Origin of the sequence: Hymenobacter artigasi (assembly GCF_012275535.1) — a bacterium.
GTDB lineage: Bacteria > Bacteroidota > Bacteroidia > Cytophagales > Hymenobacteraceae > Hymenobacter > Hymenobacter artigasi.
Genome location: NZ_JAAVTK010000026.1, coordinates 1 through 18,392, shown reverse-complemented (window position 1 = coordinate 18,392; position 18,392 = coordinate 1). Strand labels below are relative to the sequence as shown.

20 protein-coding genes and 1 pseudogene are annotated in these 18,392 nt (G+C 61.7%); 6 read left to right on the top strand and 15 right to left on the bottom strand.

The genetic code is table 11. The features are described 5' to 3' along the window. Nucleotides 1–229 precede the first annotated feature (229 nt). The 5 genes from HBN54_RS22370 to HBN54_RS22350 all read right to left on the bottom strand — a co-directional run bounded on the left by HBN54_RS22370 (nucleotide 230) and on the right by HBN54_RS22350 (nucleotide 3,476). On the bottom strand, nucleotides 230–580 hold the full coding sequence (locus HBN54_RS22370) for a DUF6799 domain-containing protein (protein WP_168675471.1): 351 nt from the start codon (nucleotides 578–580) through the stop codon (nucleotides 230–232). Nucleotides 581–918: 338 nt separating this feature from the next. Continuing rightward, entirely contained in the window at nucleotides 919–1,128 is a 210-nt protein-coding gene (locus tag HBN54_RS22365) for a heavy-metal-associated domain-containing protein (protein ID WP_168675470.1), read from the bottom strand. 141 nt (nucleotides 1,129–1,269) lie between these two features. After that, the gene (locus tag HBN54_RS22360) at nucleotides 1,270–1,836 is read right to left on the bottom strand and encodes a hypothetical protein (RefSeq protein ID WP_168675469.1); all 567 of its coding nucleotides are present in this window, start codon (nucleotides 1,834–1,836) and stop codon (nucleotides 1,270–1,272) included. Between the two features lie 162 nt (nucleotides 1,837–1,998). Then, nucleotides 1,999–2,739, bottom strand: a complete 741-nt coding sequence (locus HBN54_RS22355; protein WP_235955668.1) for a cupin domain-containing protein — start codon at nucleotides 2,737–2,739, stop codon at nucleotides 1,999–2,001. A 404-nt stretch (nucleotides 2,740–3,143) separates the two neighbouring features. After that, nucleotides 3,144–3,476: a four-helix bundle copper-binding protein gene (locus HBN54_RS22350; protein ID WP_168675468.1), complete on the bottom strand. Its 333-nt coding sequence runs from the start codon at nucleotides 3,474–3,476 to the stop codon at nucleotides 3,144–3,146. Between the two features lie 243 nt (nucleotides 3,477–3,719). On the opposite strand from HBN54_RS22350, the gene HBN54_RS22345 reads away from it, so the two are divergent. Then, on the top strand, nucleotides 3,720–4,067 hold the full coding sequence (locus HBN54_RS22345) for a hypothetical protein (RefSeq protein ID WP_168675467.1): 348 nt from the start codon (nucleotides 3,720–3,722) through the stop codon (nucleotides 4,065–4,067). A gap of 103 nt (nucleotides 4,068–4,170) precedes the next feature. Here the strand turns inward: HBN54_RS22345 and HBN54_RS22340 are convergent, their stop codons facing one another. The 10 genes from HBN54_RS22340 to HBN54_RS22295 all read right to left on the bottom strand — a co-directional run bounded on the left by HBN54_RS22340 (nucleotide 4,171) and on the right by HBN54_RS22295 (nucleotide 14,881). Next, complete coding sequence (locus HBN54_RS22340; protein ID WP_168675466.1) at nucleotides 4,171–4,764, bottom strand: helix-turn-helix transcriptional regulator; 594 nt, start codon at nucleotides 4,762–4,764, stop codon at nucleotides 4,171–4,173. An 11-nt stretch (nucleotides 4,765–4,775) separates the two neighbouring features. Continuing rightward, the gene (locus HBN54_RS22335) at nucleotides 4,776–8,072 is read right to left on the bottom strand and encodes an efflux RND transporter permease subunit (protein ID WP_168675465.1); all 3,297 of its coding nucleotides are present in this window, start codon (nucleotides 8,070–8,072) and stop codon (nucleotides 4,776–4,778) included. Nucleotides 8,073–8,164: 92 nt separating this feature from the next. Beyond that, nucleotides 8,165–8,656 carry a YybH family protein gene (locus HBN54_RS22330; protein ID WP_168675464.1) on the bottom strand — a complete coding sequence of 164 codons (492 nt, stop codon included), beginning with the start codon at nucleotides 8,654–8,656 and terminating at the stop codon, nucleotides 8,165–8,167. 21 nt (nucleotides 8,657–8,677) lie between these two features. Continuing rightward, entirely contained in the window at nucleotides 8,678–9,826 is a 1,149-nt protein-coding gene (locus HBN54_RS22325; RefSeq protein WP_168675463.1) for an efflux RND transporter periplasmic adaptor subunit, read from the bottom strand. Next, a complete protein-coding gene (locus HBN54_RS22320; RefSeq protein WP_168675462.1) occupies nucleotides 9,810–10,418 on the bottom strand; it encodes a hypothetical protein in 609 nt (202 codons plus the stop codon). The genes HBN54_RS22325 and HBN54_RS22320 overlap by 17 nt, the downstream gene beginning before the upstream one ends. After that, nucleotides 10,418–11,659: a TolC family protein gene (locus tag HBN54_RS22315; RefSeq protein ID WP_168675461.1), complete on the bottom strand. Its 1,242-nt coding sequence runs from the start codon at nucleotides 11,657–11,659 to the stop codon at nucleotides 10,418–10,420. Before HBN54_RS22315 ends, HBN54_RS22320 begins: the two co-directional genes overlap by 1 nt. A 102-nt stretch (nucleotides 11,660–11,761) precedes the next feature. Beyond that, nucleotides 11,762–12,316: a heavy metal-binding domain-containing protein gene (locus HBN54_RS22310; RefSeq protein WP_168675460.1), complete on the bottom strand. Its 555-nt coding sequence runs from the start codon at nucleotides 12,314–12,316 to the stop codon at nucleotides 11,762–11,764. Between the two features lie 70 nt (nucleotides 12,317–12,386). Continuing rightward, complete coding sequence (locus tag HBN54_RS22305) at nucleotides 12,387–13,100, bottom strand: DUF305 domain-containing protein (RefSeq protein WP_168675459.1); 714 nt, start codon at nucleotides 13,098–13,100, stop codon at nucleotides 12,387–12,389. Nucleotides 13,101–13,148: 48 nt separating this feature from the next. Then, on the bottom strand, nucleotides 13,149–14,096 hold the full coding sequence (locus HBN54_RS22300) for a heavy metal-binding domain-containing protein (RefSeq protein WP_168675458.1): 948 nt from the start codon (nucleotides 14,094–14,096) through the stop codon (nucleotides 13,149–13,151). A gap of 311 nt (nucleotides 14,097–14,407) precedes the next feature. Then, nucleotides 14,408–14,881: a hypothetical protein gene (locus tag HBN54_RS22295; protein ID WP_168675457.1), complete on the bottom strand. Its 474-nt coding sequence runs from the start codon at nucleotides 14,879–14,881 to the stop codon at nucleotides 14,408–14,410. Between the two features lie 342 nt (nucleotides 14,882–15,223). On the opposite strand from HBN54_RS22295, the gene HBN54_RS24095 reads away from it, so the two are divergent. From HBN54_RS24095 to HBN54_RS22270, 5 genes and pseudogenes are all read left to right on the top strand, one after another. After that, a complete protein-coding gene (locus tag HBN54_RS24095; RefSeq protein ID WP_168675456.1) occupies nucleotides 15,224–15,451 on the top strand; it encodes a P-type ATPase in 228 nt (75 codons plus the stop codon). Beyond that, nucleotides 15,405–15,578 (top strand): hypothetical protein, encoded by a 174-nt coding sequence (locus tag HBN54_RS22285; RefSeq protein ID WP_168675451.1) that lies wholly within the window; start codon nucleotides 15,405–15,407, stop codon nucleotides 15,576–15,578. The genes HBN54_RS24095 and HBN54_RS22285 overlap by 47 nt, the downstream gene beginning before the upstream one ends. 91 nt (nucleotides 15,579–15,669) lie before the next feature. Next, nucleotides 15,670–16,278 (top strand): DUF305 domain-containing protein, encoded by a 609-nt coding sequence (locus HBN54_RS22280; protein WP_168675455.1) that lies wholly within the window; start codon nucleotides 15,670–15,672, stop codon nucleotides 16,276–16,278. 195 nt (nucleotides 16,279–16,473) lie between these two features. Further along, nucleotides 16,474–17,109, top strand: coding sequence for a DUF305 domain-containing protein (locus HBN54_RS22275; protein ID WP_168675454.1), 636 nt, complete (start codon nucleotides 16,474–16,476; stop codon nucleotides 17,107–17,109). 178 nt (nucleotides 17,110–17,287) lie between these two features. Continuing rightward, nucleotides 17,288–18,061, top strand: a pseudogene (locus HBN54_RS22270) (sigma-70 family RNA polymerase sigma factor); the annotation flags it as partial. Between the last annotated feature and the right edge of the window lie 331 nt (nucleotides 18,062–18,392).

Genomic DNA, 18,392 nt, shown 5'->3' with positions numbered 1-18,392 from the left:
CGGTGTGGTCCGGCACCGGCGATTTATCCCCGGGAGCAACGGGGGGCGGAGTAGTCGTGGCCGGCTCAGATGGGGGCTTATTCATGCGAAGGGTTTGGGTAAATAGGAACGAATAGCGCCCAGGCGGCTGACCGCATGGGCGCTAAACGGGGCACGGGTTGCACCCCGTGACCGGTAAATCTGATTAGCTCACTCCGTACCGGCTTGGGGTCATCCTGGGCCGGGATGGCTACCTTTTTTGTTGATTCATGTGACCCGTTTGGCCGTCATTCATCATCTCGCCGTTCATCATGCCATTCTGCATCATGTTGCCATCCAGCATCATGCGCTGGCCTTCTTTTAGTTGCATAGTGGTGCCGTCTTTCAGGCGGTACGTGCCATTAGTCATGCCCATCGAACCGTTGCCCATCATCATATTCGAGGTCATGGGCATCATTTTGCCACCTTGGAACAGCATCATGTGGCCATTCTGCATCATGATGTAGTCCGTGGAGGCCTGGTCACGGTTGGTTTGGTCCTGATTGTGGTCGGTACAACCAGTGAGGAGAAGGAGGAACAGCAGTACGAGAATGTTTTTCATGATGGAAGCCCGAAGGCCGTGCGTGAACGCACGCCAACAGGGCGGCATGCAAATCAATTGTAAGACAAATTTCGGCCTTGCTCAACGCGGCTGGCATGACTTGACGCGCTTGATTGGATGACGTTTATCAGGCCGCCCCGGCAGACATTGCTATCCAGGTTGGCGCGTTACCCGACGACCTTTTCCACCTGACCAACCGGGCTGGTCATAATCGCCGCCCGGTTGCTGGCCTCGTGCTCCAGCAGCGCCCACTCGGCGGCCGCTACGTTGGCCGCATCGCCGTGCCAGGCTTCCGGGGCCAGCTGTTGCCAGGCGCTTTTGAAGGGTAGTGCCAGGCGTTAGGCCACCTGAATCCTAAAACCAGCCTGCTCCACGGCCTGCACCACCTGCTCAGCAGTGAGCTTATCGGAGTTGACGGTGAGAATTTTATCGGGGTTGGCCGTGTCGACCTGCCAGTTGCCGGCCCCGGCTTCCTGGTTGAGGGCAGGCGTCACGGATTTAATGCAGCCGCCGCAGTTGATGTTGGTTTTGAATTGGAGGGTTTTCATGATGATTAGAGCTAAGGGACCAACGATGGTCCGTGTGAATAAAACGTACAAAGTGGCCGCCAGGTGCGACCAATGGGGTACAGCATTGCGCCTACAGCTTGCAGGATTACCCGGCTTGGGCGCTTGCCTTGGCTGGGTTTCCTAAGTTGCTTCCGGGTGGGCAGCGCGGGCAGCAGTTGGGCTTCTGGATACCGTGAGGTAGAAACTCAGGCTGTAAATCAATAACGGCAGGACCGCGAATTGCAACACGGGGGAAAGGCCAACCCCGAGGCCCGGAATAAGGGGCATCCGGTCGGTGTACACCCAGTTTCCCGCCGCCAGGTGCACCACCTCGGTGAGCGCGGCTCCCGCGCCCCCTATCATCACGAGCCAGACAGCCCGTACCCACGTCATTTGCCGCACCCAGAGGCCGTCCTGGTACACGAGTGCCAAGGCCAGGTACAGCAACGCCGCCATGATAGCATCTGCCGCTGAGGCCAGGGCTAGAAAACCAACGTGCAGCGGGTCATAGCCGCAGCCTTCGTACAAGAGGCAGTGGCTCAGCTCCCAAATGAAATTCAGCGCAAAAGCCAGCCCCAGGGCCAGGCCGATAAACCGCTTGAATGCGCGCCGGTCCGGCGCTTTCCTGGCAAAGTAGGCGGAGAGCACCCCTGTGACGGTTAGGGCTATCGTCGGCACCACGAACATGCCAAGAGTTAAATTCGTCATTGGGAAGCCGTTGGTAGGGAATAGGCGGAAAAAACCAGCCTGTCACAAAGGTCCCTGCCGCTCGCGACCCTGGCCATGACAAGAATCACCGCATTGCCTGACCTTCGCCAAGGGCAAGCCCGGGTTGTTGCGCAGCCTACAAAGTCCGTGCAACCTTAGCCGCTACTGTTCTGCCGCCGGGTTGGCCATGGTGAGCAAAAACACCGATTCCTGCCGGGCCACCACGCGGTGCGGCCGGCCGGTCTGCAGCGTCAGCAGCAGGCCGGGTTTCAGCTCTGTTGTCTGCCCTTCGGCCTCGAAGCCAAGGTGGCCTTCGAGTACCTGCACGCTGATAATGCCGGGGGCCGTGTGCGTTTTCATCGCCGCGCCTTGGTGCAGGGCGATGAGCACCAGGCGCATGCCATCGGCCTGGAGCAGCGTCAGGGCGTTGCGGTCGCTGCGGTGCCAGGCCGGCTCCTGCCTGATTTGCGCCTGGGCCTGGAGCAGGTCAACCACGAGCAGGGGCGCATTCAGCGGGCGGGTGCCGGCCGGGCGCTGCGGCGTGGCTTCGTTCGCTTTTCCCACGGAGTCTGCAGTTTCCTCGGGTGAGGGGTAGAACGCCGGGTTCTCCTGCAATGCTTTCATCATCTCCGCGCTCAGGGCCTCGCTGGAAATTCCGTAGCCGTTGACCAGTGTGCCTTTCAAGGCGTGCCGAGGCGAGGATATGGCGTACACCACCGCCTCGTCGCCGGGGTCCGACATGCCTTCGAAGCGGTAGTGCTTATCGACCAGAAACTCGTTCGGGTAAAGCTGCAGGGCGTCGCCGGGACCCATCAGGCAGTCGCCCCGCAAGTTGAAATCAATGGTGTAGCCCTCTTCCTTCAGGTGGGTTAACACCTCCGAAACAGTGGTCATGGGTATCATAGCAATTGGGCAGTAAGGGTGAAAGCGGGTCAGGACGGCGGCCGCGGCGGCTTGCATGTTTCAGCACCAGGCCAGCTGGTTGGCCGTAACTCCACCATCGCCCCCGGAACCTGTCGGTTTTTCTGCCGCCAGATGCGGTCCGTGAGGCGCAGCCGGGTGTTGTTGGTAGCAGCCCTTTGGTCGTCCAATTAAATGGCGAACGCAGACGGTGGAAAGGCCAGCCTGGCATGCCCACCGATAGTGCATCCTGCAAATTTCCGGCGCTGGAAGGGGCGGCACCATGACATCCAGCAGGCAAACGCACGACTTTCGTCATGGAAGGCAAACGCCAGTGCACCGTTAAAAACAACAAGGCCCGGTCGCGGCACGACCAGGCTTTGCTAAGAACGAAGGCGGAGTAGTGGTTAGGCGGCCATGCTGGCGCGGCAGGCTTCTTCGCAGCGGCGGCAGGCTTCGGCGCACTCCTTACAATGCTGCATGTGGGTATGCTGGCCGCACTCGTCGCCGCAGGCTTTGCACACTTCAGCACACTCGCGCAGCAAATGCTGGCCGTGCTCCGAGCCGCGGGCAATCAGGCGGGCCGTCAGGGCGCAGATATCGGCGCAGTCGCGGTCGAGGCTAATGCAGTGGGCCATCATTTTGACATCTTCTTCCTGCAGGCAGGCGGTGGCGCAGTGCTCGCAGGCGGCAATGCAGGCGTTGAGGGCATCGAGCAGGGATTGGTTTTGAGCGTGCATAGTTCAGCAGGTCAGGAGTGGATAAACTGGTTTACTACCCTTTGTATACCCCCCAAATCCGCCGCTGGTTTTGCATCAATTACCCCGAGGCTTGCATCATTTGGCACTGCTTGGGGAATAAACACGCGCTTATCTCTACCCATCATTTCCAGACTAGTTCAGTAGCACAAACAAACAGTGGCACCGAGTATCTTGCACGCTCCGCCGGTCTGCTTCGGGCCAAACACACATAATATTCCCTTTATGAAAGCTGTGTTACCCATCGTACTTGCTGGTTTTATGGCTTTAGCTGCCACCAGCTGCAAAAAATGCAAGGATGAGGACCCTCGCGCCCGCATCACAAACAACGGGACTCAAAAAGCGAGTGTGCAAGTGAAAACCTCGGGGGGGAGTACCATTAATATCAATAATGTAGACCCCGGGGCCTCATCGGACTACGCTAACTATGCGGCCGGCAGCACGACGTTCACCCTCAAAGTCAACAACGTCGACTATACCAAAACCATCGATGCCAGCAAGTGCCACGAATACACCGTGGCCATCGACCGCAACAACGTCATCACGGTAACCGACACTGACCGCAACGACTAACTAAGTACCGGGGTCGTGTAGAACCGAGCGAAAAAGCATTGAATAATGCTTTTTCGCTCGGTTCTTTTTCTGAAGGGCGACCACTCCAGCGGGGGGGCCGGCGCTATGATTTACTCACTCTCCTCTCCTGCTGCTGCCGGTAGGCCGAGGGGGAGCACTGCGCAAACCGTCGGAACTGACCAGAGAAGTGCGACAGGCTGCCGTAGCCCAGCTGTCGGGCAATGCGCCCGATGTCGAGCGTAGAGGTCAGTAGCAGCTTTTGGGCGTAGGCAAGCCGGCAGCGCGTGATGTAGCTGAGCAGGCTCTCGGAGCCGGGCAGCTGGGCAAACAGGCTGTGCAGCTGACGCACATTCAGGCCCACCTCCTGCGCCAGGGCAGGAATGAAGTCACGATGCCGGAGCATAACGGGGCGGTGCAGCAGCTCGTCGACCAGCTGCTTCACCTGCGCGGCCAGTACGTGCTGCGGGTTTTCCAGCAGGGCAAAGCCCGCCGCGGCCAGTACTTCCCGGATGCGGGCCCAGTCCAGCTGCTCCCCCGCGTCGGCCACGGTGGCGGCCCCCAACCGCACGTCGAGCACCCGCAGGCCCAGGCTTTCCAGCTCCTGCCGCACTACGCGAATGCCACGCGGGCATACCATGTGCTTGATGTAGAGCACACAGCTGGCAGCATCGGGCGAAAGGGAGACAGGGAGAGACATAACCGGGAGCTTTAGACGGCAGGCTGCACCGGGTTCTGGTCGGCGGGGGGCGTGAGGGGCTGGGCGTCCAGCTTCTGTGGCGGGTGGGCGTCGAGGCTGACTTCGCCGTGGCCGCGCCGGTACTGGGCCAGGGCTTTTTCGCCGAAGAGCCAGAACACGACCGGCGTCACCACGATGTCGAGGAAGGTGGACGAGAGCAGGCCGCCCAGAATCACGGTAGCCACCGGATACAGGATTTCCTTGCCCGGCGCGTCCTTGGCCAGCGTGAGCGGTACCAGGGCCAGCGCCGCCACCAGGGCCGTCATCAGCACGGGCACCAGGCGTTCGAGCGAGCCCCGAATAATCATCTCCTTGCCGAAGGTTTCGCCCTCGTGCTCCACGAGGTGGATGTAGTGCGAAATCATCATGATGCCGTTGCGCGAGGCAATGCCGGTGAGCGTGATGAAGCCCACCAGCGAAGCAATGCTGAACGTGCCGCCCGTGAGCAGCACCGCCACCACCGAGCCGATGAGGGCCAGCGGAATGTTGAGCATAATCTGCCCCACCAGCAGCCCCGACTTGAAGTGGGAGTACAGCACCAGGAAGATACCGGCCAGCGAAAACAGGCTCAGCCACAGAATCTTCTGGGAGGCCGACTGCTGGCTTTCGAACTGCCCGCCGTAGGTGAGGTAGTAGCCCGGCGGCAGCTTCACCTGCTGCGCAATGCGGGCCTGCACCTCTTTCACGGTGGAGCCCAGGTCGCGCCCGGCTACGTTCATCGAGACGCTGATGCGGCGCTGGGTGTTTTCGTGGTTCACGGTATTGGGGCCGGGCTCGTAGCTCACGTCGGCCACCTCACTCACCGGAATCAGGGCCCCGGCGGGGGTTTCGATGCGGGTCTGGGCGATGGAGGCCACGTCGTTGCGCTGGGCTTCGGGCAGCTTCACAATCAGGTCGAAGCGCTTCTGCCCGTCGAGCATCTGCGACACCACCTCGCCCTGAAACAGGGTCTGCAGCGTGGCCACCACCTGCCCGCGCTCCAGGCCGTAGGCGCGCAGAGCCGCGTCGCGGGGGCGCACCAGCAGCTGCGGAATCTGCACCTGCTTTTCCACCTGCAAGTCCACCACGCCGAGCACCGTGCCGGCCGCCGCGCGGATTTCGTTGGCGTAGCGGCGCAGCTCCAGCAGGTCGTTGCCGAAGACTTTAATGGCCACCTGCGCCCGCACCCCGCTCAGCAGGTGGTCGAGGCGGTGGCTGATGGGCTGGCCGATGTTCACGTTCACGCCCGTAATCAGGCCCAGGCGCTGGCGCAGGTCGGCCAGAATTTCCTCCCGGCTGCGCATGGTTTTGTCTTCCTTTTTCAGCTCGGCCTCGGTTTTGAAAGCCACCTCGATTTCGGAGTTGTTCACCGACTCGGCGTGCTCGTCCAGCTCGGCGCGGCCGGTGCGGCGGGCGGTGTAGGCCACTTCGGGCAGCTGCAGCATCTGCTCCTCGCCCAGGGTGCCCAGCTTGTTCGATTCGGTGAGCGAGGTGCCGGCCGGGGCCGAGAAGTTCACCGTCAGCGAGCCTTCGTTGAAGGGCGGCAGAAACTCAGTACCGAAAAAGGGCACCAGCGACACCGCCAGCGCAAACAGCAGCCCGGTTACCGAAAGCACCACCTTGGGGTGAGCCAGGCCCCAGTGCAGCAGGCCGGTATCCTTGCGCTTGAGCCAGCGCACCAGCCCCCCCTCCTGCTCGGCTTCCCGAATCTGCTTCATGCCCGGCAGCAGGTAGTAGCAGAGCACCGGCGTCACAGTCAGCGACACGAACAGCGAGGCCACGATGCTGGTGATGTAGGCAATGCCCAGCGGCGCGAAAATGCGGCCCTCCATGCCCTCGAGCGCGAACAGCGGCAGAAACACCAGCACCACGATGATGGTGGCGTACACAATGGAGTTCCGCACTTCCGACGAAGCGGCATATACCACCTGCAGGGCCGGTTTGGGGTTGAGCAGGTGCTGGTTTTCGCGCAGCCGCCGGAACACGTTTTCCACGTCCACAATGGCATCGTCCACCAGCTCGCCGATGGCAATGGCCAGTCCGCCCAGGGTCATGGTGTTGATGGAAATGCCCGCAAAGCGAAACACCAGCGCCGTCACCAGCAGCGACAACGGAATGGCCACCAGCGAGATAAAGGTGGTGCGCACGTTCAGCAAAAAGGCAAACAGCACGATGACCACCAGAATGGCCCCGTCGCGCAGCGCGTCCTCCACGTTGCTAATCGACGACTCAATGAAATCGGCCTGCTTGAACAGGCGCGTGTTCACCCGCACGTCCTTGGGCAGCGAGGGCTGTAGCTCAACCAGCGCCTTTTCCACAGCCTGGGTCAGGCCAACCGTAGCCGTGCCGGGCTGCTTCTCAATGCTCAGAATAACGGCGGGCTGGCCGTTCACGCTGCCGTCGCCGCGCTTGAAGCGGGCCCCGAAAGCCACCCGGGCCACCTGCTTCACGCTGATGGGCGAGTTCTGCCGGTAGCCCACGATGATGTTCTCGATATCCTCCACTGAGCGCAGCCGGCCCAGGTTGCGAATGAGCACTTCCGAGCCGTTGCGGTCGAAGAAGTTGCCGGTGGTGTTCAGGTTGGAGCGGCGCAGCGCCTCCTCCACCTGCGTCACGGTCAGGCCGGCGGCATTGAGCCGGGGCATGTCGAGCAGCACCTGGTATTGCAGGTTGTCGCCGCCGATGGGAATGACCTGGGCCACGCCGGGGATGCTGAGCAGGCGCTGGCGCACGGTGTAGTTGGCGAGGGTGCGGAGGTCGGCGGCGGTCGTCACCTCACCCCCCGGCCCCCTCTCCCGCGGAGAGGGGGAGCCTGACGAAACCTTATTTTTAATTCTTAATTCTTCATTTTTAATTGATAACCCTACCAGCATAATCTGGCCCATCACCGAGGAAATGGGCCCCAGCACCGGCGTGATGCCGGTAGGCAACTGCCCGCTCACGGTTTGCAGCTTTTCGGCCACAATCTGGCGGGCGGTAAAGATGTCGGTGCCGTAGTCGAACTCCACGAACACCATGCCCAGGCCGATGGCCGAGTTGGAGCGCACGGCGGCCACGCCGGTGGCGCCGTTCAGGGCCGTTTCTACGGGCAGCGTCACCAGGGCCTCCACTTCTTCGGGGGCCATGCCGGCGGCTTCCAGAAACACGGTTACACGGGGGCGGTCCAGGTCGGGCAGCACGTCCACGGGCAGCTGGCGGGCCGTGTAGGTGCCGGCAATGAGCAGGCCCACGGCAAAGGCCAGCAGCAGCAGGCGGTTTTGCAGGGCAAAACGAATGATTTTATCAAGCATCGGTCAACAACAGAAGGTAATAGCCACCGAATCAGCTGTTCGGCATTGAGGGACGGCACCCGGTTTTCTGCCCGCCAGCGGAGGGCACCGATTTATTTTTTGGGCCGGGGAGTGCGGGCGGAGGTGTGCGTACTGAGAATCTGCCATTGCCCGGCGGCATTTTTGCGCAGCACCGAGGTGGCCACGCCCCGGCGCACGATGGGCGTCTTGGCGTCTTTCTTCAGCTTAATGGTGTAGGTGTAGGTTTCGGTGGCGAAGGCGTAGGGGCTATCTACCTGCACCGTGGCCTTGTAGTCGCTGAAGGTGAAGGCGCTGAACTCGCCAAGCTCGGGCGCAAGGTGGTGGGCGGCGTAGTGGTTGTAGTTGCCTTCCACCCCACTCGACTCAAATACCTGCGAGTTGGCCAGAAACAACCGGCTGGTGCCGGTGGTATCCAGCTTCTCGACGGCCTCCTGGTACTGGCGCAGCACGTTTTTCACGGCAGCTTCCTCGGCCGAAGAAGCGGCGGGGGCCTGCGCCCGGGCGATGGTCGAATTCAGGCCCAGCACGGTGGCCAGAACGGCAAAAGCAGCAAAGGTTTTCATGGGAGATAGCCGTTGAGTGGGTTATTGGTTGAGGTAGATGGATTTGAGCTGGTAGGTGCCCACGCTCACCACCCGGTCGTTTTCGTTCACGTCGCCACCCAGCAGCACCGTTTGGGTGCCGTTGGCAGAGCCGGGCTGCACGTAATGGATTTTGAAGGTTTCAGGGTCGGTGTGCACGAAGACCACCGGCTTGCCGTTGAGGTCGGTAAGGGCCGAGGTGGGCACCACCAGCTGCTTTTTGCCGCCGCCGCTGCGGCCCAGCACCTGCACGTTCACGGCCTGCCCGGCGCGGAACAGGTTGGTGCCGGTGGGGTCGAGCTCCAGCACCAGTTGGCGGGCCTGGTTCACCGGGTTCACCACGTTGCTGAACACTACCAGCAGGGCCGGGGCGCTGCCGTTTTGCCCCTGCAGGCCTTCCACCTGAAACTGGGCCCCGGCGGGAATCTTGTCCAAATCCTGGGCAAACACCTGGGCTTCCACCCGTAGTTTACCAGGGTTGAATACCCGAAACAGCTCATCGCCCTGCGTCACCTGCTGGCCCACGGCCAGGGTAAACACGTCCACCGTGCCGCTGATGGGCGAGGTGATGGTGACGCGGCGGTTGCTGGCCTGCCCGTTGAAGATGGCCGCGTTCTGGCGGGCCTGGCGCAGGCGCAGCTCGGCGGCCACCACATCCTTGCGGGCGGCGATGTCGGCGATGGTTTGCAGGCGGGCGTAGTCCTGCTGGGCGGCGCGCAGCTCGGCCTGAGCATTGGCCCGCTCGGTGCTGAGGCCGATTTGCTGGGTGGCGTCGAGGGTTTGGTCGACCACCGCCAGCACCTGCCCGGCGCGCACCGGCTGGCCTACTTTGGCCGAAAGGCTGACGATGCGCCCGGTCTGGGGCACCACCACCCGCCCTTCGCCCCCGGCGGCCGAGGCCACGGTACCGTAGAGGGTGAGGCGGTTATACGTGTCAGAGTAGCCGGCCAGGGCCGTGCGCACCCCAAACAGGAACTGGCTTTCCTTGGGCAGGGCCACGGCATCGGTCAGGGCCACGCCGGTGGATGCGTGAGCGGCATCGCCGTGGTCTTCGCCGCCGTGCGCCCACAGGGCGGCGGGCGGGGGCAGCAGCACCGTCAGGGTGAGGCCCAGGGCGGCCGTGACCGCGAGAAACTTATGCGTGGTTTTCATAAACAGCGGGCGTTGAAGTGGGAACGGCGGCGGCCTTCCGGCGGCGCATAACCAGGGCAGTGGCGGCAATGCCCAGCGCGAACGCGCCGAAGAGCAGCAGCACCGTTTTCCAGGAGCCGATGAGGGGCACGGCGGCAGCAGCTGGAGCGGCGGCCACCGGCAGCAGCTTGCCGACTTCGATGCCTGAAAGCAGCATCAAATCGGCCTTATCGCCGGCCACGATGTTCACGGCCAGGCTGTATTTCTTATTGGCCGGGAACACGCCCTCGACTAGGTAAGCCCCCGGCGACTTTTCGGAGACGGTGAACTTTAGCGCGGCCGCTTCCGGGCAGGTCACCGTCAGCTTGGCCCCTTTGATGGGCGCATTGGTGGCGTAGTCCGAGATGAACAGGCGCATATCCGCGTCCTCGCCCTTTTTCAGGGGCTCGAAGCGCAGCAGCAGCTCGAAGCTCTCGGACAGCGCGGCCACCGAGAAGGTAGTGGCCACCGCCCCGGCCGAGGGCTTGGCCGCGTCGCCGTGGTCTTCGCCGCCGTGGGCGCGGGCCCCGGTGGCCAGCAGCAGGGCCAGCAAAAGCAGGAGTAGGTTCTTCATTAGTATCCCCGCAGGTAGTTAAGTGCAACGATGGCCTGACGGTAGTCGCGGATGGTGGTCAGGTAGGTATTCTGAATGGTGAAGGCCTGGTTCAGGCTCTGAATCAGGACCAGGTAGCTGATTTCGCCGGCCCGGAACAGGCGCTGCGACTGGCTGATGATGGCCCGCGACTGCGGCAGGCCGGTCTCCTCGTAGTAAGTGAGTGAGGCGGCAAACTTGCGCGTGTCGGCCACCGCCTGCTGGTACTGGGTGCCCAAGTCGAGGCGCTGCACCTGCAGCTGGGACTGCGCGGCCTTGCTGCGAGCCGTAGCCGCCTGCAATTGAGCGCGGTAAGTCCAGAACCAGATGGGCACCGAGGCACCGAACTGAAAGCGGTAGCGCGTCGGCGAATCGCTAAGCCCCTGGTTCTGGTAGCCTACCGTGAGGGCCGGCGTGCGCCGGGCGCGCACCAGGCTGATGCCCGACTGGCTCAGGGCCACGTTCTGGCCGTAATAGGCCAGCGTGGGGCTCTGGGCCACGGCGGCGCTGTCCTGCAGGGGCAGGGTGCTCAGCAGCTCCGCGCCGGCGCGGGCCAGCTCGGGGCCGGTTTCGCGCAGGTCGGTTTCGGCGGTCAGGTTGGCTTCGGGCTGGCCGAGCAGCAGGCCCAGCCGCCGTTGCGCCGAGCGCTGGTCTACCAGGGCCTGCTCCAGCTGGTTGTGCACCTGCCGGGCTTCGGCCTCGGTGCTCACCCGCTGCAAAGCCGTCACCTCACCGGCCTTGAACAGGCGGTCAGTGGCGAGCTGCAAGGTCCGGAACAGGCTGTCCTGGTAGGTGAGCTGCCGCACCTGGGCCTCGGCAAACTGCAGGTTCAGATAAGCCCCACGCACGTCGCGGCGCACGGTGGCACGGTTCACGTCGAGGCCCCGCTCGGCCAGGGTGATGCCCGCCTGGGCGGCCTGGGCCTGCCGGCGGTACACCGTGGGGAAGTCAATGGTCTGCACCACGCCGGGGGCCCATTGGTAGCCCGTGGGCGAGGAAAACAGAAAATCAGGATTAGCGGGCGAAAAGCTGCCGCGCTTCAGGGCGCGCTGCTCCGCAATTTCCTCGGCCGACTGGCGCAGGCGCGGGTGCCGGCGCAGGGCCTGCCGCTCGGCGCTGTCGAGGCGCACCACGACCTGCTGGGCCCACGCCGGCCCGGCCAGCAGCAAAAGCAGCAGCAGCAGGAGCCCGGGGCGGCCGTTGCGAAGGGGAAGTTTATTCATGAGCGTTTATTGGACCGCCAGCCCATCCGCCGACGAGACGCCGACGGATGGGGAAGGGATACGAAGGGGGACTGGCAACCACTGGTCGCCAGCCACCGACCACTAGGATTTTTTAACCAGCGCCATGCCGCATTTCGAGCATTTGCCCGGTGCGCTGGCAGTTACGTCCGAGTGCATGGGGCAGATGTAGGCCGCGCCCACAGCTTTGGACGCGTGGGTTTCGTCCAGCTTATCGAAGCGCACGGTCAGGGCTTTGCCGTCGGCCGTGTTCAGCGTCACGATGGCGGTGCGCACCTTGGCTCCGGCGGGCAGCTTGGCCACCAGGTGGTCATCGCCAGCCGGCGTCAGGGCCACGGTCACGGTGGCATTGGTGCTCAGCTGCACCAGCACCGAGCCGCTCATGCCCTTGTTGGGTACGGCGCTCATTTTGGCTCCCAATAGGTAGAACGCCAGCTCGGTAGGCTGGGCCACCAGCTCCAGATGGTAGGGACTGGCCGAGCGCACCACGCCGCCGTGGGGAGATACGTGGGCGTGGGTTTCACCGGGGGCCGTGTGGGCATCGGCCTTGCCATTGGCGTGGGAGTGCTGGGCGTAGGAGGCCATTGGGGCCAGGGCGAAGAGAGCGGCCGCAGCCAGAGAGATTCCAAAAAGCTTCATGGGGGAAAATAAAAAGTGGTGGTGGGAAAAGTGGCTGCCGGCCGCCGCGCGGGGTGGCCGCCAGCCTGGCTTACATCTTGTCGGCATTCCGGGCGTGCCAGGCTTTGAACTGCTCGATTTCCTTTTTCTGCGCGTTCACCATCTGCTGCGCCAAGTCCTTGAGCTTGGTGTCTTTGCCGTGGGCCAGCTCCGCTTCGGCCATGTCCATGGCGCTTTGGTGGTGCACCGTCATCATCATGTTGAAGTTCATGTCCGGGTCGGCCACTGGCGTGGGCATGTTATCCATCATGTGGGTCATGCTCGTTTTCAGCTGCGCCGTGAAGGGGTCATTCGGGTCCGTGGGCTTGTAGTTGGTCGGGGCCGAGTCGAGGCGCTCCGCGATGGGCTCCATCTCGCCGAGCTCCTTCTGCTGGTCGGCCTTAATTTTTTCGGCCATCTGGCGCATGGTGGCGTCTTTGCCGTCGCGCAGCTCGATTTCGGCCATGGCCACGGCCCCCTTGTGGTGCTCCATCATCATGTGGGCGAAGTCGTGGTCGGTGTTGCCCTTCATCTTCATGGCGTCCATTTTGGCCATCATGTCGTTCATTGAGGCCACTAGGGGCGACGCGCCATCCGCCATTTTCGAGTGGTCCATGCCGGCCATATCACCCGCGGCAGCAGTCGTATCGGCCGTGGCCGACGTCGTTTCAGTAACCGTGGTATCAGCCGACTTATCGGAGCTGCAGCTGCCGAGCAGCAGGGTGCCCGAACACAGGGCGGCGAGGAAAAACGCGGACTTTTTCATGGGAATTGGTTTGGGAGGGGAAGTAAAAAGGACGAGTGCCTGAAAGCGTTAGGCCTTCACGTTGATGGTAAAATTGCCGGTGTGAATCTGGCCGCCGTGGTTGAATTGCAGGAATACGCGGTACAGGCCGGGGGCTTCGAAGCTGGTGTTGAAGCCAATGACCGGGCCCTTGTCGGCCTGGTCGTTCGGGTGCACGTGCAGGTAGCGCTCCGTGTCTTCGCTGATGACCACGACGTGGCCCAGGGCCCCGAGGTACTTGTCGAGGTCGGTCACGGGCTGGCCGTTCTTGCTCAGGGTAATCTTCATGCCCAGCAGCTGGCCTACTTTCAGCTCCTTATCGAAGGCCAGCGTAGCCTGGTAGCCATCCTGCTGCCACTGCATCTGGTCCTTGCTGAACTTGACGGGCGTGTACTTCGGGCCCTGCACGCTCACTACCTGGCGGCCCAGCTGGTGGCCGCTGCCGGCTGGCGAGTAGTCCTGAAACAGCACGTAGTCGCCACCCTTGGGGAAGGTGAAGGGCACCTTATAGTTGGCGTCGGCCGTGAATTCGGGGTGCTCATGGTAGAACACCGATAGGTCTTTGCGGACGATGATGAGGTGGATTTTCTTATCGTGCACCACTGCCAGCGGCACCGGAGCCGCTTCGTTGCCAACTTCCTGCGGGGTATAGGTGAGCGTGGTGGCTTGGCCGGCCACCAGCTGCATGGGCTTGGGCTCAAACTTCATCTGGTAGCTTTTGCCGTTCGAGACCTGGTCGTTGTGCACCAGTTCCATGCCGCACTTGGGGCACTTCTGGCCGGGCTGGGTGCTGGTCACCTCCGGGTGCATGGGGCAGGCGTAGGTGTGGCCCCCGGCGTGGCCGGCGGTGCTGTCGGGCGCGGTGCCCGTAGGCGTGGTAACGGTGTTGGTGGCGCTGCTGCTGGACGAGTCCGAAGAGCAGCTGGCCACGGTAAAAATGCTGGCAGCGGCCAGCAGCGGAACAAGAAAGCGGTTCATAAAAACGGGGAATGGATATGAGAAATGGCCCTGAACGGGCCGAAGGCTTACGCCTGCCCCTGCTGCCCGAGCACAAAGCCCAAGGCGTCAGCCAGCCCGGCGTAGCGCAGGCAGGACAGCCAGCGACGGCCCGGCCTAATAGAGGAGGCAGCGCACCGGCCTCCTGACAGCAACGCTGCATTGCGGGGGCGGAAAAACCAGGAAAATGGGGAGGGAGAGGGCGCGGCCTAGCCACGCCAGCGAGCAAACGAAAAGGCCCGCCCCGGACATAGCGTAGCTATGCCGGCGCGAGCCTTAGCGCGTCGAAAGAATCAGACAGTCAGCGACTGGATGAAAATACGGATGTCGGGTATTTTGGGCTTAAGGTGCCGGGGCGGGACCAGGGCCACGGTAGCCGTACGGTCCCACTGGCCAGCCAGGGGCCGGGAGTGAAACGCGATGGCCGTCGGCAGCACGGCCGGGGCCTGAATAAACAGATACTTCTGAGCGGGTGTCGTCAGCGACGAGAGCAGCGAGGCCGACTTGTCCTTGCAGCAGTCGTGGTTGGTAGCCGGCTTGGCCGGATGACTGTCGTGCTTTTTTTGATTTTTGGCCTCAGCCCCGTGGCCGTGGCAGCCCGGATGCGCGGGCTTCTCAACATCGTGGTGGCTCATAGCCACCTTCGGCGTCGCCGCCGGCACCGGGTTCAACGTTGCGCACCAGCACTGACCCACAAACACGTTGATGAAGACGAGCAGGAAGCTCGTCGCCAGCAAACGGCGGAAAGGGAACAGGCTACGGAACATAACGGGCGCTAGGCAACGGCAAAAATAGGCTTATTTGGTTGAATGCCTTCAGAAGCTGTTTTACCCCGTGCAGCACAGAAGGGTTCCGGCTCTGGTATCAGAATGGCCAGAACAAGACAAAAACAGCACTGGTAAGCTTATAAGCAGCTTTTGCTTCAGTACTGGCAGGCATTAGCCGAAGCCACAGCACAGAATTGTGCAAGTATCCCGCGTAATTTAATTAATGATATCAGCTACCCCAAGTCAGTAAGCGACTATCCGCATGGGGCCTCTCAGGCTTATCTGGCATCGCGGAGCATCCTGTCAGGGTGGAACAACCCATGTTCACCGGCGAATACCCCCGTGGCAAAGCAATCCGGCGACCCCGTATTCGGGGCCACGCTCAACAAAACCGGCTCCTTCCGTTTTGCGGTAACCAACGTTGGGTTCAACACCCTGCTTTCGCAGCTGGTGCAGCTGGTGGAGAATGCCCGGCAAAGCCGCCCCCTTCAACGGCTGAGCCGACCAGGTCAGCACCCTTTTCATGCCCACGGTAGTGGTTATCATTCTCACGCTCGTGCTCTGGTTTAACCTGGCCCCGCTGGATACGCGCCTGCCGCTGCCGCTGGCAAATTGCATGGCCGTGCTCATCATTGTCTGCCCCTGCGCCCCAGGCCTGGCCAGCCATGCTCGCCGCCACCTGGATTTGCTGATTTGAACCGGAAATTATGCAAGCAAACGGTACGGAATTGTAAAATCTAACGGCCGGGCTGGGTGTTATTCGTGTTCACTAAATCTTCATCTTGACTATGTCCCGTTTTCGTTTACCCCTGCTTGCCTTTGCCCTGCTGGGGCTGTTCTTCTCGTCCTGCATGAAAGGCCATGACATGGACCCGGCCCACCAAAGCGTGTACATGTCCATTATGATGGACATGATGACGAAAATGGACGCCCAGGCCAAAACCCAGGACCCCGACCACGACTATGCTTCCCAAATGGTACTGCACCACGAGGCGGCCATTAAAATGGCTCAGGAAGAGCTGAAAAGCGGCACGAACCAGGAAATGAAAACGACGGCTCAAACCATCATTACCAACCAGCAGGCCGAAATCACGCAGTTCAACGCCTTCCTTAGCGGCCATCAGCCCCGGCAGCCCCTGGTGCCGCAGTTCAGCCAGCTCCAGAAAACCAACATGGACAAGATGATGGCCAGCAGCGATAAACGCACCATCACGGGCCGGGCCGACTACGACTTTGCCCAGCTGATGGTGGACCACCACCAAGCCGCTATTGACAACTCCGAAGCCCTGCTGGTGCACGGCCGCGAAACCACGACCCGCACCCTGGCCCAGGCCATTATTGCCGACCAGCGCCAGGAGATTAAAGAGCTACAGGATTGGCTCACGCGCAACAAGTAGCCGCTCATGGCAGCGCTGGTGCACCAAAAAAGGCAGTCCGGGTCGGGCTGCCTTTTTTGGTTTAGGTCCAACCAGCGGAATAGCGCACGGAGTGGGTACGCTAAAAATTATGCAAGTCAAAGGCGGATTGGTATAAATCCGGGGTCGAGGCTGGCCGTTTCAGCACTCAGTAAAACCTTATCACAATCCGATTTTATGAAAAAGTTATTCCGCCTTCCCCTCCTGGCCCTGGCGCTGGCCTCCGTATCGCTCGCCTCTACCTCGTGCAGCAAGGATGCTTCGGATAGCCTGGCAGTGCAGGCCCACGACCAGAACACGATGATGAGCATCATGCACGATATGATGAAGATGATGGACGCGATGCCCAAAACGCAGGACCCCGACCAGGATTACTCCATGATGATGGTAATGCACCACAAAGGGGCCATCGACATGTCGCAGGAAGAGCTCAAAAACGGCAAGGATACGCAGATGCGCGACCTCGCCACCCGCATTATTGCCGCCCAGCAAGCCGAAATTGCCCGCTTCAACACTTTCCTGGCCGGGCATAAGGTTGAAGCGCCGCTCGTGCCGGCCTTCAACACGCGTCAGCAGATGGCAATGGACAAGATGATGCGCGCCAACGACCTGCGGGTAATTACCGGCAACACCGACCGCGACTTTGCCCAACTGATGCAGGACCACCACCAGAGCGCCATCGAAACCTCGCAGGCCATTCTGGACCTGGGCCGACACGCGGAAACCAAGGCCCTGGGCCAGCAGATTATCGACTCCCAGATGATGGAAATTAAGGAAATGCAGGAATGGCTGCTCAAGAACAAGGGCTACTAAGCCCCGCTGTTTCCTCCACCTAGCACAAGCAGCGGGCCCGACGACCCGCTGCTTTTTGTTTTTCCGGCTTTGCTACGCCTGCCATATGCACGTCCCACGGGCGCTCCGAACGGCTGGCCGTGGGAGTTGGCCCCGCTTATTGGCCGCCCCCGGGATTCTGCGCATCTTCGTGCTTCCAATGGTGTCGATAGACGAGGAAGTAGAGCTCGTCCAGCGCATTCGCGAGGGCGACCAGATGGCCCTCGGAAAGCTGACCAAAGCCAACCTGCGTTTAGTGGTCTCGGTGTCCAAGCAATACCAGAACCAGGGCCTGACCCTGGGTGACCTCATTAACGAAGTCAACCTGGGGCTGATTAAAGCGGCCAAGCGCTTCGATGAGACAAAGGGCTTCAAGTTCATCTCCTACGCCGTGTGGTGGATTCGCCAGAGCATCCTGCAAGCCCTGGCCGAGCAGAGCCGCATGTTGCGCCTGCCCCTGAATTGGGTGGGCTCGCTGAATAAAATCAGCCGCTCGTTCTCGGAGCTGGAGCAGAAGTTCGAGCGGGAACCCTCGCCCGACGAGATTGCCGAGCTGCTGGAACTGAGTACCTCCGAGGTGGCGGAAACGCTCAAAATCGGGGGCCGCCACGTCTCGATGGATGCGCCCTTCGTGCAGGGCGAGGAAAACCGCCTGCTCGACGTGATGCAAGATGAGGGCGCAGAAAGCCCCGATGCCGGCTTGCTGGACGACTCCCTGCGCCGAGAGGTTCAGCGGGCCCTCTCGACCCTGACCCTGCGCGAGGCGGACGTCGTGACGCTCCACTTCGGGCTGAATGGTCACGCGGCGCGGACGTTGGAAGAGATTGGCGAGCAGTTCAGCCTGACCCGCGAGCGGGTGCGGCAGATAAAGGAAAAGGCCATTCGTCGCCTTAAGCACACTACGCGCTCGAAGGCACTGAAACCTTACCTATAGCAGCGGTCTATTTAATGGCCCAACGTGTGAGCGAGCCTTCGGTCAGCAAGTAGTCTTTGGTGCTCTGCTCGGCCTTTTGCTTGCACTTGTAGATGTAGAAGCCGTAGGCCGATACCCCAACCAACCATACAAAAAAACCAACAAGTCCAACGTATTAAGATTATTCCGTCTAAGGTGGGATTAGGTGGAAATGCTTGGATTTTATTTAGAGCAGATTTAGGGTTTAGGTACAGCTCAGGAGGCCAGCAGGCAGTAGCGCGAACTTTGTAGTTCGCGTCCCCGCGCCGTTAGAACTACGCTGACGGCGCGGGGACGCGAACTACAAAGTTCG

Coding starts and splice junctions, on each gene's coding strand:
- HBN54_RS22340 (WP_168675466.1), bottom strand. CDS start 4,764: ATGTCTCTCCCTGTCTCCCTTTCGCCCGATGCTGCCAGCTGTGTGCTC.
- HBN54_RS22295 (WP_168675457.1), bottom strand. CDS start 14,881: ATGTTCCGTAGCCTGTTCCCTTTCCGCCGTTTGCTGGCGACGAGCTTC.
- HBN54_RS22330 (WP_168675464.1), bottom strand. CDS start 8,656: ATGAAAACCTTTGCTGCTTTTGCCGTTCTGGCCACCGTGCTGGGCCTG.
- HBN54_RS22280 (WP_168675455.1), top strand. CDS start 15,670: ATGTCCCGTTTTCGTTTACCCCTGCTTGCCTTTGCCCTGCTGGGGCTG.
- HBN54_RS22315 (WP_168675461.1), bottom strand. CDS start 11,659: ATGAATAAACTTCCCCTTCGCAACGGCCGCCCCGGGCTCCTGCTGCTG.
- HBN54_RS22335 (WP_168675465.1), bottom strand. CDS start 8,072: ATGCTTGATAAAATCATTCGTTTTGCCCTGCAAAACCGCCTGCTGCTG.
- HBN54_RS22300 (WP_168675458.1), bottom strand. CDS start 14,096: ATGAACCGCTTTCTTGTTCCGCTGCTGGCCGCTGCCAGCATTTTTACC.
- HBN54_RS22350 (WP_168675468.1), bottom strand. CDS start 3,476: ATGCACGCTCAAAACCAATCCCTGCTCGATGCCCTCAACGCCTGCATT.
- HBN54_RS22370 (WP_168675471.1), bottom strand. CDS start 580: ATGAAAAACATTCTCGTACTGCTGTTCCTCCTTCTCCTCACTGGTTGT.
- HBN54_RS22275 (WP_168675454.1), top strand. CDS start 16,474: ATGAAAAAGTTATTCCGCCTTCCCCTCCTGGCCCTGGCGCTGGCCTCC.
- HBN54_RS22305 (WP_168675459.1), bottom strand. CDS start 13,100: ATGAAAAAGTCCGCGTTTTTCCTCGCCGCCCTGTGTTCGGGCACCCTG.
- HBN54_RS22355 (WP_235955668.1), bottom strand. CDS start 2,739: ATGATACCCATGACCACTGTTTCGGAGGTGTTAACCCACCTGAAGGAA.
- HBN54_RS22320 (WP_168675462.1), bottom strand. CDS start 10,418: ATGAAGAACCTACTCCTGCTTTTGCTGGCCCTGCTGCTGGCCACCGGG.
- HBN54_RS22360 (WP_168675469.1), bottom strand. CDS start 1,836: ATGACGAATTTAACTCTTGGCATGTTCGTGGTGCCGACGATAGCCCTA.
- HBN54_RS22310 (WP_168675460.1), bottom strand. CDS start 12,316: ATGAAGCTTTTTGGAATCTCTCTGGCTGCGGCCGCTCTCTTCGCCCTG.
- HBN54_RS22365 (WP_168675470.1), bottom strand. CDS start 1,128: ATGAAAACCCTCCAATTCAAAACCAACATCAACTGCGGCGGCTGCATT.
- HBN54_RS22285 (WP_168675451.1), top strand. CDS start 15,405: ATGCCCACGGTAGTGGTTATCATTCTCACGCTCGTGCTCTGGTTTAAC.
- HBN54_RS22325 (WP_168675463.1), bottom strand. CDS start 9,826: ATGAAAACCACGCATAAGTTTCTCGCGGTCACGGCCGCCCTGGGCCTC.
- HBN54_RS22345 (WP_168675467.1), top strand. CDS start 3,720: ATGAAAGCTGTGTTACCCATCGTACTTGCTGGTTTTATGGCTTTAGCT.